Origin of the sequence: Vibrio sp. Vb1127, assembly GCF_033338735.1 — a bacterium.
Lineage (GTDB): Bacteria > Pseudomonadota > Gammaproteobacteria > Enterobacterales > Vibrionaceae > Vibrio > Vibrio alginolyticus.
Genome location: NZ_JAWOTF010000016.1, coordinates 1 through 13,194 on the forward strand (window position 1 = coordinate 1; position 13,194 = coordinate 13,194).

The window sequence follows — 13,194 nt, forward strand, 5'->3', positions numbered from 1 at the left end:
CCATTTGATCACATGACAAGATGTGCATCTACCTTAAATTTATGATTTTTATCAAAATCATTAGGGGATTCCTCAGAGCTGTGCTACTGCTATTTGTAAAGAACTAGAACTACCCTCAGTGGGAGAAGAAGTATGAAGTCACCAGAGAGTAATGACTTAGACCTGAAAGCACATCGATGCCCTAATGCGATGACAATGGCGAGAATGGGTCTATCTCGAGCAATTAAGGAAGGTGTTAATGAGTACAACATATACAGCATAGAACCACTGTTAGGAAAGCACATATCTGCTTACTTAAATGATGTCCAATGTAAATTTGAAATTCACATTGAATCGGTAAGGATACGTGACGAACATAAAAAGTTATGGTGTAACGAAAGCACAATCTTTGATGAAGATGATTTCGAGTTTGCAGAGCACTACTGTCGGTACCGTATCGCCTTCACCAACAAATCAAATTATGGTGAAAGTTGAGTACAACCCTTAAAAGAAACCGTGAACCAATTTCCTTAGTTCGAAAACTAAAGTTGATTGTAATTCGCTCAAGGCCTATATTGCTTTTTATCCATAAATGACAATGGTAGATTGCAATGAATAACATTAATCTCATTACAGTGGGGATTGCTTTAGCGGTTTCCGCCCCCTCTGTAATTGCTTCAATCAAAGCACCACACAATGCAGGGAGCTACAATAAAGTTATTAAGGTTCCTTCACACATGAACCAAACAAGTGCAGTTGGCTTGGATGATACTTTAGGCTCCAGAAACATCTCTGACGAAACAATCGTTGAGCTCCCAACCGTCCCAGATGATCCAGTAGGGGACTTTGAGATCCCCAAACCTGGAGAGGATGAAGATGAGGCAGTAGATATTACTATTAACTGTGGATGTGCTTCTGTGAATGTCGCAAGGGGAGCATGTTTTTCTCCAAAAAGAGCTAAAAGCGCAATGGACAGCAAAGCAAGTGGGTACTTTAGCTCATCTTATGGTTCATATTGGCCTAACTCGTCGAACATTGATTTCCTTGTAACATATAACCTGGAAACCAAAGGGATCACAAAAATAGCCATCACTGATCATAGTAAAATATACAATCTCACTGATGAAATCGCTAATGCTGGTTTATTTGAAATTTCCGGGCCAGTGACATCAACTGCTACACCTAGCTGTAGAGTAAGCTTAACTCGTGCTGCGTTTGCTGACATGGGATACTACACAATGGGTGCAGATGATCCATGGAGAGTAAGGTATAGAGGGTGGGCACATTACAACAAACCTTCCGGTTCCAGATACAAAACTGTAAATGGTGGTACCACAAGCACTCGACCTCCATCCGGGAAGACCTACTATTACTAGATAGCTTGAGTTTGTAAAAGCTTTTCTGGGCCTCTCAAACAAACCTTCCTTGGTGTACCAGGTCTTAATATACAAGTGGTACATCAAGGACGTTTTCTTAAAGCGTTAGTTTTCGTCCTAAATGTCACCCCAGACACTATTGGACCATAGTAAATCAATAAGATAGAAGAACACCTCTATCTAAGTGTGACATCTAGGACGAAAGTTTTCTATCTAGTGCCACCGCATATATTTAACTCATTGATATGCTTTTCTACTTTCTTATACTCAAGTAGGCTTTACGTCCTAGATGTCACAGAGAAGAGATTTTTATCTTTATTTTCAATGCTTTAAATATATTCAATGATATCTATAGTAACTAGCTTTTCTTAAATTCCCAACTGGGCTAAACCATTTTACCCCTACGAATGTTTTCGTCCTAGATGTCACCTATCACTCTTTACTGTATATCGAACGTAGAGAAAGTATGACTCCAGTGTGTAGCTTTTTATATCAGCCTAAGGCACAAATAAAATATCTTTTATTTTCAGTCAGTTATAATCATTAAGTTTGAGCTTTATTCTATAGAGTACTGGACACACATTGTTGCTTCTTAAAGTATCATTTTAAAACCGTCCTAAATGTCACCCCTCACGCTCTTGACACAGAAAAACAATTAAAATACATATACTTATAAAAAATCCGATTAAAACATCGCCATAGAACAGTGACACCTAGGACGAAAATAGAGAAAAAAACGCATTGCATATTCATTGATCCCTTACTTTCGTCCTAAGTGTCACCCCTCCAACTAGAAGCAATAGATACTATCCTTATAATTCAATACGTTAGAAGGAGTTCTGAAAAATTAGCTTAACCTTCATTTACAGGGTTTTCATTCAAAGGAAGCAAAAAAGCAGGTTATAAAGAAGGAATTGGGTCTTCATCACCCACAAAACAACTTCAATCACGGATAAAAAACAACAATTAGGGAGTTGGATCACAGTTATTGAGAGGTTTAGCCACCAGCAATATCTGGTAAAGGTGACACTTAGGACGGTATTTTGAGGCAGAACTAGCACACTTGATTGTTGAATGTGCTAGTTGGATGGAAATTTACTTCTTTGGTGTGCTAGTTGAAGCTAATCTTCATCATCTGTGACTATTTCATAGTCGGTTACATCAATGACGTCATCTGATTTCTTCATTGATGTACCTTTAGCATCTTTTGACTCTTCACCAAACTTCTTAATAGCGCTTAGGACAGCAGGGGATATATCTTCACCATTCAGCAATAGTTCTCCAATCTGCTCAGTCAATGCGACCATTTCACTCTGCTTTGGTTGAAGGTTGGCATTGATAGCTTTGATTGCTGACCTTGCAAGGGATAGTTTACTTGGGGCCTTTTTAGAAAGCTCCCAGGTAAACTTAAATGCGACAGTCTTGGTACCTTTTCGAACATCCTCGTAGGAAAGACTTTTGAAAATGTGCAACTTATTAAGTTCTTCAATTGCTGGGTTAAGCCAACGTTTCTTAAGAACCGCAGTTCTGTCATACGAAGAGGGCAGTTGCCACCTAGAGCGCATCCAATCAACATCTAGAATTAGGTTATTTCTTAAATTCTTCCACTGATTGATAGCCTCATAAAGCCTCATGGTATAAACGGAAGATAAGTTTCCTGCTTCACCTATCAGCAGCTGTGTATAGTTTGATGTGGTTTGGTTAATGATACTAATCAACTCAGCATTCAAATACAGCACTACATGTCCTCGTTTAGGACGATAGCTCTGTTTAGTGGTCCAGTGGATAGCATCATAAGCTTTTTCACCATCTTTGCTGTCTTCATCAGGAAGATAGATAACCACACTTTTCTCATGTAAAGATTGTGCTGCGCGTTGTATGTCTCTTGATAGGTTTTTCTTCGACTCATCATCTATCTCGAAGTATTCGATGAACTCTTTGTTAGAAATAGTGATCGGATACTGACCATATTCCATTGTTTTTAAATGTTCGGGAGTAGGGTTTTCCTGATTAATCCGCTTGAGGCACATGTATACAAGCCGCTTCTCATAACGAGTAAGGCTATAAGCTGCCGTTGTTAAAGCGTTCGCTTGTCTAACAGTAAGATCGTTTTTGCTGTTGTTCTCGGTCATGATACTGATACACACAATAAGAAATTGTACCAAATGTAACATTGTAGGCTTAAATGTGCCAGTAAGTAAGCAAACCAACCTTATACATACTTATACAGACTTATCCACAACCGAAAGCGTCCTAGATGGCACGGTAAGTCGTCCTAAGCGATCTTCAAATCTTCCTAAATGTAATAGTGTTTCGTCCTAGATGATCTTAAACGAATTCCTAACTACTTGAATTATAAAAACATAGATAAGTTATCAACACCCTAATAAGATCTTAAAAAAGATCTTAATAAGATCAATAAAAATATTATTATTAAATAGTGTCTAGAAATTAATCAGTTAGAAGGGTAAAGGGACGATCTTGGAGAACAAAGAAGTAGTAATAGTTCTTTTTTTGCATGTTAACTCAAAAAGCCACTCAGTAGAGCTATATGAGCTAATTTGCTCTATTTAGACACATATACCGGGTTGTGTCCAATCATAAGCATAGAGGCGCTCTCAGCTTGCATTTGCCCTAAATTTTCAATGACGATCTTTAGATCATTCATTTAATTAACCATTTGGTTTAAGGATCATACGCACGAACACAATGGGTTTAATCTTCCGAGGCTCTCCAGAACCATCATGTCATATAAACAAAGAAAGTTTAATAATCATACACAAACAACTGTTATAATATGGTATTTACTGTTATACTAATGGGGAATTAACGGTTCTATCCCGTTGAAATATATGTAATAGCTTGGGGGCTAAAATGAAAAGAAGATCTTTTGTAAGTAGAGAAGAACTAAACTACGCTAAAAATTTACTAGTCTCTTATGGCTGTATGAATAAGGTGATTAACAGCGCAATTCAAATGGTAGATGAACTTGATATTGAGCCTGGCCTAAAGTTCCAGGCTAAGATGGGATCATTTAAGAAGGAATTGGATGTAGCTATATCAGCTATAGGAAAACCAGAATCACGTGCCAAGTTCATTCTAAACATAACGAACTTCTTGGTATCATGGTATGAAAGTGGAAATAAGTGCTTAGACAAGTTCTCGGTTGCCAGGTTTTCAATTTTGCTCTTTCATGCTACTGAACTTAAATTAATATCCGCTCGACAACAATTGGATATCATTTATGGGTGTTTGAAAGTTAGCGAGTTACCAAAATCAGACACACATCTGTTAATCCAACTGCCCATAACCCAGGATATCTTCACTTTAGAGAAAGTGCAGTCTCACCAATCTAAGGCTCATGTTATCAACCAAGACGATCATACCCTCGTTCAACTTGATATATCTGATGTTCCAAAAGAAAACCAAAGTGCGATAATTGGTGCGCTAGACGATTTAAGTCTGGATGAGGTCTCACTTTCAAAAGATGGAAAGTACCTTTCATTACTCGCTCCATTAACCTTGGAATGCGGCTTAGAAGATACACTCAAGAAGGTTGAAGCTCTAAAGGCGTGTTCAATGCTTGATGTATTTTGCCAATTTAAACCAATCTCTTTAGAAGAAATAGCTGTTAAGTATTGGGATGGTAAGCAGTACTTTGATGAGCTGGCGACAATGTATAAAGCAAGCTCTCAGTCAGAATCTACTCGACAAACTATAAGCAGTGCACTTGAACTAGTTAATACCGGTTACATTCTGAGTTCTTTAGATGGTTTATCCACTCTTTGTCATCGTTTAGCTGTAGATACGGACAAGGACTATAAATATAAAGGATCGTCAGCTCTATATGAGCTTCTGGACACTCTAAGGGGGTTTTATAGAGACTTACTATGGAAACTCGAAGATATGGGTTATGAGTTTCAATATACATCTGCATTTTCGAACGTGCTTTAGTTGATTTTCGGGGATTCCGATTAATGCTTCCACTAACTAAACACATTAACTCGGATTCCCTTTGCTCCCTGTCGCACTTACAAGGTCATAGCGCTAGATTTTAGCTGTATGTACTGGATAGAAACTAGGCATGGGTATAGAAGTTAATCAGAAACACTTCGACTTGATTTAACGTTTGACACTAATTAATAAATCAGCACTCAGAGGGAAACATTTTGTCAGATTTAGACTTCACAAAGCACTGGACATCCGAACGTACCCGCAAAAAGCAAACAGCTCTAACAAAGCTATCAAATGGACTTCTAAAAGAAGTAGTCGAAGACCCATTCTCTAGAGACTTGTTTGAACTCGAAGAAATTGAAGCGATGAAAGTCGCAGCAAAGGCTTTGAGTAAAGCAAAAGAAAAGTTTACCAAAATTAAAGAGAAGAAAGCCCGTATCGAAAAACGTAAGGCTCAAGAGTTAGCAAACATCAATAAACAAGCGAAAAAATATGCTATTGAGGTATTAGATTCGCTTAATTCCAATCCGGATACTTTTACACGAGAACAGCTGTGCCTATGGGTGACGGTCGCTCACTTTACTAGTTCTGTTTTAGATCCTGAGAGTTGGGAGATAGACATTAACGATAATATTGCTAATCACTATTTAGAGAGTGATCACGCATTAAGAAGGCGTAATGTTTGGACTATGAGAAGTAAGGCTCTAAACGCTTTCGAAAATTATTTTAAAAGAGCATGGCAATTCTCTTTTGAAACAGACTCTTGGGTAGTACGAGTGCCAATTAAAGAGTCCGTAGCACAACTTAAGGCACTAATAAATCATGATGAGTACATCAAAAATGAAAAGCTATATGCTCATTTACTTGAGCCTTTAGAGGCTTACAATCGTGAGGTTGATGCAATTAAACGACGCAAGAACATGAAGTCTATTTAACCAGGAGAAGATTCACCAATGACATACGAAGAATTGTACGCCGACTGGGAGTATTTGTTTAAAAAAGTTGGCTGTGCTGAAGACATGACGGGTGGTTATGTTGACTCTGAAGATTTAGAGGAACTACTTAAAAAGCCAACTAAATCTACAGCAAAGAACTGCTTGAATAGACAGATCGATTATTGGTTCAGAGCTGGAATTCAGTTCGACTATGACCTCAAAGGTAGGTCGGTTTTCGATCTCATAGAAGAGTATCCGAAGATAGAAGAAATCGCAGACAGACACTTTGTTGATTTAGATGATTGTCCCGACCCTTTCGTTAAGACAAATGATTAAAGGGGAAAGCATGGTAGATTTATCTATTTATAATATTCGACCTGAGCCTAAAGAAGCTGTCTGCATTGGCTGCGGGTGTAGTGATAATAATGCATGTTTTGAGAACTCCCAGGCATGTTATTGGCTAAAAGTGGATAGAGAAAAACAGCAAGGTGTTTGCTCAAACTGTCATGACCTTTTGTCTCAGTAAATTTAGGAAATGGATGAATTTTCTATAATCACAATCGCTTAATGCCTAACTATAGGAAGGAAATAATGAGTCGTCTTGAAACACTTATAGAACAGAGCAATGATGAACTTTGTAGTGTGTCAGTCCCTGTTAAAGAACAGTGTCTGAACCGATGCAATGAATGTCCAGTTGATGATGAGTTAATTGGAACGTTGACAACAGATAGTAAGAGCTCAACAGAAGAGTCACCAAATGAGTGAGAAAGTACTTCTAGGCACATTATTGGTTGCAGGTTTTTTGTTAGCAGTGAGATGGGCATTTAAGAGTGATACATCTTCATTTGATGAAGCACTTAACAGGTTTCTATCAAGTGAACAACGAAAAGAGAAGAAAGGTAACTCAAATCCTAGTAGTGCTTACGAACGACGCAGGAAGGCTATGTTTAGCGGCACAGATTCGATGGGTTGCTATCAAAAGCACAAAAAGGCCAACGAAAGGCTTCATCGTAAAAGGTGAACCTTAGATAAAAAAATAGGCCCCATATCATGCAATATGATGACCTGGTTTATTAATTGGTCTGGGATGTATTGGTGTAGGAGAGGAATAAAGTTTCATGCTGGTTGTCTTGAGCATCCACAGATTGAGCGGTCCCATTCAAATACGTTTCTGGACAATTATCATTTTCGGAAAATCAAACATTAGCAATCCATGAACAACTCTATGTCTGGGAAACTACTCCCGAACTCATTATTAAGGTTGATTTAAAACGCCCAGCCCCAATATTCTTATAATCCACCCACAACGCTACCTTGGCTATGCAAATCAAACGAGACTTTGACTACTACCACAACCTTCACAACGTCATTACCCACGCCCTGCTTCATTTGCTGTGTCAGGTTTCCGCATCTTCCCGTTTTGTTCCAGTAAAATCACGCAATGACATACTGATAAAGTACCTTAAGCCAAAGCTCAACGATAAGTCGTTATCGAATATCAAAAAAGACATCAAACTGATGATCAGCTTAGCAAGAAAAAAAGGTGGGAACCTAGAAATGAAACTGCATCAACTTAATTCACAATCGAAGCATACAAAACTCATCGGTGCTGAAAAGCTTTATAACCTACTCGTACACCTTTATGACGTAGAGGGTATCGAATCAAGACTGTTTGAGGAGGGTAGTGAAGCGGAGCCTGGGATTCTTTATATGCTAGAGGAACAAGTCGAACACGGTTTTGACCAAGAACACAATCAACTCACCCCGTTATCGATGCTTATCCAACTAGAGCGTGCACCTGAATTAATTGAATCGATTAATGCTCACGGCCTATTTCTTGCTGAAATGAAAGAGTGGAACACCGAGAAACATCAAGCCCACATCTTAGTACACCCAGCTTAAAAAAGCTGGCTAGCCATCATTTAAACGCCCGCTCATTCTATCTTCCATGAACTGGCTTCACCAGCTAGTTCTAAGTTGGACATAAACGTTTTAGAAATGGCGGCGTACTCTGATGGCTGCCATTAAGTATAAAACTTTAATACTCAGTATCAAACTTATTGCTTAGTAACGAAACTTTATTCCTCACAAACAAATGGAGTTAATGGGTTTGAAAGCTCTCCACTAACAGGGTTCCCCCTAGTCGCCACCGAGGCCCACCCGCCGGACTTACCCCTGCATTACTAAGTCTCGTTCCTCGCCAAGTATTGCCGCTCATGGCTGTTATCCACCAGCGCTAGTACGATGCCAACAAAACCCCATTGTCACCGTCCTAGCAGAATGCTGGTGGCCATATGATCCGCCTTCGGCGAGCTAAAAGCATTTGTATCGCTTTTCTTAACGGCTTCGCCTAAAAAGCTGACCCTCTATCGAGCCCTATTGTGTCGCCTTTGTCCGGCCCAAAGTCCAGATAATAAGTTAATTATATTTCACAAAGGTTAGTGTTTAAATGTGGTATCTATTTGTTGTTTTTTATATAATTATGACATAGTTAAGGCAAGTGAGATCAATTGCTTGGGGGCAGTATGATAAAGGTATTAGAGAAGAAAGTTTCTCTCCATAGAAATAAACTAAGAGTATTCTTCGAAGGGCAGTATTTACTAATGGCGGGTTTTAAAGGAGGGGCTAAGTTTCAGCTTAAGTCTGACCGTACAAAGAAAGAAATTAAAATAGTTATTGATCGTTTCGGCTCTCGACAAGTGACCAACTCAAGACGAAACGGTAAAGAGCGACCTGTCATTGACTTAAAGCACGCTGATTTAGATATTTTCGGAGACCATGTAAAAGCCTACATCAAAGATGGTGAAATCCGAATTGTCGAATTGCATTCAGTCCAAGAGATTCATGACAGAGAGCTGAGGTTTAAGGATATGACGAGAAATCTTAAGCCATTAAACCATGCCGTATTCAGCTTTAATTCTAATTTGGTACTCCTTTCTAACGAGTTGGAATACAACTCGCCAATAGAGCTGTTTGATCTAAAGAAGAGTAGCATCAAGGCTGAAGTGATTAGCTTACAAGGTGCGCCAGAGGCTAATTGTTACTTTTACTTAATGACTGCCTTCATCAAAACACTTCAACCATCTGCAATTTTTATAGATACACAGTGGACAGAACCTCTTGAAGCCGCATTTTCCCATACTATGAAAAATATGGGGTACGTAAAAAGTGATGAATTGAATGGTTACTTATCTAAAAATATCTCAGGGGCTGAGCTTGGTTCTGCTTCTGTTGAACTAACTCCGGCTTCACTTATCAAGAAGTTATGTCTCGATAGAGTGATAAAGACTTGGAGGAATCTAAAACAAAAAGAGCGTGTTCAGAGAGCTATGTCAAAGTACAAAGCGAATATACCTTTATCCACTTCAGATATATTTAATGGTATAGGGGTATTGTGCTCAAGTATTTCCGATGGACTTAAGCGTAGTAACCTTTCTACTTTCGTAAAGGTAATTGTCGAATCGAGTGAAAGGTACTTCAATGCATGTCTGCAAAATAATCCTGTGTGGGCTGGGGAGGCACCGGAAGAGCAATACGGATTAAATATGCGATTGGAGAGTGTTGATTTGTCCAGAGGTGGTGTTAGAACGGAAGTCAATTCAGGATCGCTGCCTTGCGAAGGGAGTTCCATAAGCGGTAGATCTAAGAACGGAAATAAATTTGCAGAAGCACACAAAAATACAGGCGGGTGTTTTATCGATTTCTTGCACTGGCAGTCGATAACGAATCCAATTATTTCTGTTTTTGAGAATGTTACTTCATTTACTAAATCAAACTCATACGCTGTTATCGTAGATACGTTTAGTAAAGTGTTTGGGTACAACTTTATAAATATGACATTAGCAGGTTCTCAGTTTGGTGCACTTGAAGATAGAAAGAGGCTTTGTGGTATTGGATACTGCAGCTCCTTCAAAGAGGGTTTAAAGGACTTTATGCCCCAAAAGGTAAGGACAACTTATAAATATAGCTGCTTAGCTGATGTACTCGATGATATACCTGAAACTCATGAAAGCTATAAGCCCTATACATATTTAGTGGAAAAGGAAAAGAGAGACATTGCTCAAAAGAAAGGCTTTCGACTCCAGTGGCTTAAGCCTACTGCTACAAAGGTAGGGTGCATAACCAAATCATACCAAAAGTGTCGATCTACCGATCCATTTCTAATCCATAGCAATGGTAAATTAGCTAGGTTATTTACAACTGTTGAACATGCCAAGTGCAAGCAAATACCAGAATCGTTCGTTCGCGATCTGACCGTAGGACTAGCCCACGAATGTTTGGGCCAGTCGGTGATTTACTCGGCCTTTTGTTGGGTTGGTGAATGGGTTGGTAAGTGGCTTAACAATGTGTTAAACACACAATACGAGCGAATGGCGGTATAGAATCTAAATAGAATATCGACCTGCAATAGAGCTCTTTTTTATTGCAGGTTATGAATTTCTCTCCACTAACAGGGGTTCCCCCTAGTCGCCACCGAGGCCCACCCGCCGGACTTACCCCTTGCATTACTAAGTCTCGTTCCTCGCCAAGTATTGCCGCTCATGGCTGTTGTCCACCAGCGCTAGTACGATGCCAACAAACCCCCGTTGTCACCGTCCTAGCAGAATGCTGGTGGCCATATGATTCGCCTTCGGCGAGCTAAAAGCATTTGTATCGCTTTTCTTAACGGCTTCGCCTAAAAAGCTTTCCCTCTGTCGAGCCCCATTGTGGTCCCTTTGTCCAGGCCAGAGTCAATCTAAATAGTTAATTATATTTAACATTTATTTGTGTGTTAATATGGTATTTATTGGGGGTTGTTAGTATAATTAACACATCAAATAAATACGTCAAATCATTTGTTAAACATAGATAGCTTGGGGGCTACAGATGCAAAATTTAGTTAATAAAAAAATCGAGGAATACATTGGAGAAGACAAGGACCTGCTTGAATATAAGAGCCAGCTTGATCCTTCATCAATTGAGCGAGCTTTTAATGGCCAATCTCAATTTCCTGAGCGTCACGCCGCTCAAGCAGTAGTTGACTACTGCAACGCATTACGGACATTCAAAATTTCACTTCATGAGCTGATCAAGTCCACTTCGGAAAGCGCACCATCGAAGGCGTTTAATTGTTCAGTGGAAGAAATTGTTGAAATTGAGTTTGAAGAATTTCAAAGAAAGTTAAAACGCTACTTCGATGAGTACATAAGTGCAGAGTCCAAATGTATCTCATGGCATGTAACAGGGCCAGCGAGATTCCCTGTGGCGAAAGCAGAAAAGGCCAATAAGAATAGTAGGGATAAGCTTAATCAATATGCAGATTATCCTCAGAGAGCCTTAAAAGCCATTGCAAAGAAACTGTTCCCCGATGGGGATGGTTCAGTTGTCAAAATGTCATCAGATAACCCGGTTGAGCAATTAAGAATTAAAATTAGTGAAGCGGAAACAATGCATGGCTACATGAAAATAGCTAATCGTTTAGTGCCAGCTGCATATAAAGCGTCTGAAAATGGAGAGCTTACAGATAATAGTGCTGCTGTACTTGAAAACAAGATGCTTGAACGTGGTATACCTCAAAACCTCCTTAAAACGTTTTTGGAGCCAAATCCAATAGTAAACACTTGGGGACGATTTAGCTTAGCAAACTCAAATGCTAATATCCGACGATTAAAACAACGTTTAGTCGAAGCAGAGCGAGTCGAAGAAAGTCGAAATTCAAACTCATTAGAAGGTGAATTAGAAAATGGAATTAAGCACGGGGTTATTGATGGGCGCATTGGTATTTGGTTAGGTGGTAGGCCACCGAAAGAGGTTACCCAAAGACTAAGAAAGTTTAGCTTCAAATTCTCACCAACCCGAAATAATGCATGGGTTCGCGCTCATACTGTGAATGCTGAGGCGGTATTTAAGAGAGACGTAGTACCATTTCTTGAACAGCTAGATCCTCAAACATTTGATTAAACGCTCCCCAAGCGAAAAGCCCTTGCTTACAAAGCAGGGGCTTTTTTTTGTCCGTATAAATTCAATAAAAGAAATAGAGACCTTGCAAGAAAATTTCTCTCCACTAATAGGGGATACCCCTAGTCGCCACCGAGGCCCACCCGCCGGACTTACCCCAGCATCACTAGGGCTCGTCCCTCACCAAGTTCTGCCGCTCAAGGCTGTTGTCCACCAGCGCTAGTACGATGCCAACAAAACCCCGTTGTCACCGTCCTAGCAGAAAGCTGGTGGCCACATGAATCGCCTTCGGCGAGCTAAAAGCATTTGTATCGCTTTTCTTAACGGCTTCGCCTAAAAAGCTGTCCCTCTGTCGAGCCCCATTGTATCGCCTTTGTCCGGGGTAAAGTCAACCAATATAGTTAAATATACTTAACTATATTTAATGTTTTAATGTGGTATTTTAGAGCGTGTTTTAGTATAATTTCCTTAGTTGCTTATGTAACTATCTATTTTAAAACAATTGCTTGGGGGCAATATGAAGATTTCATCATTCGATAAGAAAGTAGTCATTTCATTACTTAATCAGCTAACACCCGAAAAGACTGAAACATCCACGGAGAGAAACGGCGAAATAGACAAAGTAGCCCTAGCTGTTCGATTAGGGAAAATCCGATTCATTAAACAAGAAGACCAGTATGTAGATTTAAAAGCTCTATCTGGTGACCTATTTAATCCTGATGTGAACATCGATATAAGTAAAGAAGAACTTAAGCGAAGTGAAAGTGCTTTTAGAGTGCGCGTTCATCGTGAAGGTGTTTGGATTGTCGAATCGCAATATTGGACCGGGAGAGCTTGGGAAGGTATCGAAGGTATCTCAAACAATGTTATTTGTGGCTTTGTAGGTGATGACTTTGTTGGCTCTGGATACGAACTGGATTTAGGTCGCGAAGCACTTACTGCATACAATAGCCAACCCCTAGACGCGCTTGGCTTTGTAATTGATCCGTTCCGTCAAGAATAGTAATCGGTAA

At 39.6% G+C, this 13,194-nt stretch carries 12 protein-coding genes; 11 read left to right on the top strand and 1 reads right to left on the bottom strand.

Annotated elements, in window-relative coordinates:
* The first annotated feature begins 132 nt into the window (after positions 1–132).
* Both R7H07_RS18005 and R7H07_RS18010 read left to right on the top strand, forming a co-directional pair.
* Positions 133–474, top strand: a complete 342-nt coding sequence (locus R7H07_RS18005) for a hypothetical protein (RefSeq protein WP_042776211.1) — start codon at positions 133–135, stop codon at positions 472–474.
* 116 nt (positions 475–590) lie between these two features.
* Complete coding sequence (locus tag R7H07_RS18010; protein ID WP_025633937.1) at positions 591–1,355, top strand: hypothetical protein; 765 nt, start codon at positions 591–593, stop codon at positions 1,353–1,355.
* Positions 1,356–2,476: 1,121 nt separating this feature from the next.
* Here R7H07_RS18010 and R7H07_RS18015 read toward each other — a convergent pair.
* Positions 2,477–3,487, bottom strand: a complete 1,011-nt coding sequence (locus tag R7H07_RS18015; protein ID WP_158083951.1) for a RepB family plasmid replication initiator protein — start codon at positions 3,485–3,487, stop codon at positions 2,477–2,479.
* 742 nt (positions 3,488–4,229) lie between these two features.
* Between R7H07_RS18015 and R7H07_RS18020 the strand changes: the two genes are divergently transcribed.
* From R7H07_RS18020 to R7H07_RS18060, 9 genes are all read left to right on the top strand, one after another.
* Entirely contained in the window at positions 4,230–5,309 is a 1,080-nt protein-coding gene (locus R7H07_RS18020) for a hypothetical protein (protein ID WP_025633934.1), read from the top strand.
* A gap of 215 nt (positions 5,310–5,524) precedes the next feature.
* Positions 5,525–6,244 (top strand): hypothetical protein, encoded by a 720-nt coding sequence (locus R7H07_RS18025; RefSeq protein WP_025633933.1) that lies wholly within the window; start codon positions 5,525–5,527, stop codon positions 6,242–6,244.
* A gap of 18 nt (positions 6,245–6,262) precedes the next feature.
* Positions 6,263–6,580: a hypothetical protein gene (locus R7H07_RS18030; protein ID WP_025633931.1), complete on the top strand. Its 318-nt coding sequence runs from the start codon at positions 6,263–6,265 to the stop codon at positions 6,578–6,580.
* 255 nt (positions 6,581–6,835) lie between these two features.
* A complete protein-coding gene (locus R7H07_RS18035; protein WP_155486753.1) occupies positions 6,836–7,009 on the top strand; it encodes a hypothetical protein in 174 nt (57 codons plus the stop codon).
* A complete protein-coding gene (locus R7H07_RS18040) occupies positions 7,002–7,265 on the top strand; it encodes a hypothetical protein (protein ID WP_025633930.1) in 264 nt (87 codons plus the stop codon). The genes R7H07_RS18035 and R7H07_RS18040 overlap by 8 nt, the downstream gene beginning before the upstream one ends.
* 299 nt (positions 7,266–7,564) lie before the next feature.
* Complete coding sequence (locus R7H07_RS18045) at positions 7,565–8,146, top strand: DUF2913 family protein (RefSeq protein WP_054574998.1); 582 nt, start codon at positions 7,565–7,567, stop codon at positions 8,144–8,146.
* A 623-nt stretch (positions 8,147–8,769) separates the two neighbouring features.
* Positions 8,770–10,626, top strand: a complete 1,857-nt coding sequence (locus R7H07_RS18050) for a DNA cytosine methyltransferase (protein WP_054574999.1) — start codon at positions 8,770–8,772, stop codon at positions 10,624–10,626.
* Between the two features lie 484 nt (positions 10,627–11,110).
* Positions 11,111–12,184, top strand: a complete 1,074-nt coding sequence (locus tag R7H07_RS18055; RefSeq protein ID WP_025636739.1) for a hypothetical protein — start codon at positions 11,111–11,113, stop codon at positions 12,182–12,184.
* 514 nt (positions 12,185–12,698) lie between these two features.
* Entirely contained in the window at positions 12,699–13,184 is a 486-nt protein-coding gene (locus tag R7H07_RS18060) for a hypothetical protein (RefSeq protein ID WP_025636715.1), read from the top strand.
* Positions 13,185–13,194: the final 10 nt, after the last annotated feature.

What these genes read in the sequence shown, in the direction of transcription:
- R7H07_RS18005 (WP_042776211.1), top strand. Translation starts at nt 133, where the DNA reads ATGAAGTCACCAGAGAGTAATGACTTAGACCTGAAAGCACATCGATGC.
- R7H07_RS18010 (WP_025633937.1), top strand. Translation starts at nt 591, where the DNA reads ATGAATAACATTAATCTCATTACAGTGGGGATTGCTTTAGCGGTTTCC.
- R7H07_RS18015 (WP_158083951.1), bottom strand. Translation starts at nt 3,487, where the DNA reads ATGACCGAGAACAACAGCAAAAACGATCTTACTGTTAGACAAGCGAAC.
- R7H07_RS18020 (WP_025633934.1), top strand. Translation starts at nt 4,230, where the DNA reads ATGAAAAGAAGATCTTTTGTAAGTAGAGAAGAACTAAACTACGCTAAA.
- R7H07_RS18030 (WP_025633931.1), top strand. Translation starts at nt 6,263, where the DNA reads ATGACATACGAAGAATTGTACGCCGACTGGGAGTATTTGTTTAAAAAA.
- R7H07_RS18035 (WP_155486753.1), top strand. Translation starts at nt 6,836, where the DNA reads ATGAGTCGTCTTGAAACACTTATAGAACAGAGCAATGATGAACTTTGT.
- R7H07_RS18040 (WP_025633930.1), top strand. Translation starts at nt 7,002, where the DNA reads ATGAGTGAGAAAGTACTTCTAGGCACATTATTGGTTGCAGGTTTTTTG.
- R7H07_RS18045 (WP_054574998.1), top strand. Translation starts at nt 7,565, where the DNA reads ATGCAAATCAAACGAGACTTTGACTACTACCACAACCTTCACAACGTC.
- R7H07_RS18050 (WP_054574999.1), top strand. Translation starts at nt 8,770, where the DNA reads ATGATAAAGGTATTAGAGAAGAAAGTTTCTCTCCATAGAAATAAACTA.
- R7H07_RS18055 (WP_025636739.1), top strand. Translation starts at nt 11,111, where the DNA reads ATGCAAAATTTAGTTAATAAAAAAATCGAGGAATACATTGGAGAAGAC.
- R7H07_RS18060 (WP_025636715.1), top strand. Translation starts at nt 12,699, where the DNA reads ATGAAGATTTCATCATTCGATAAGAAAGTAGTCATTTCATTACTTAAT.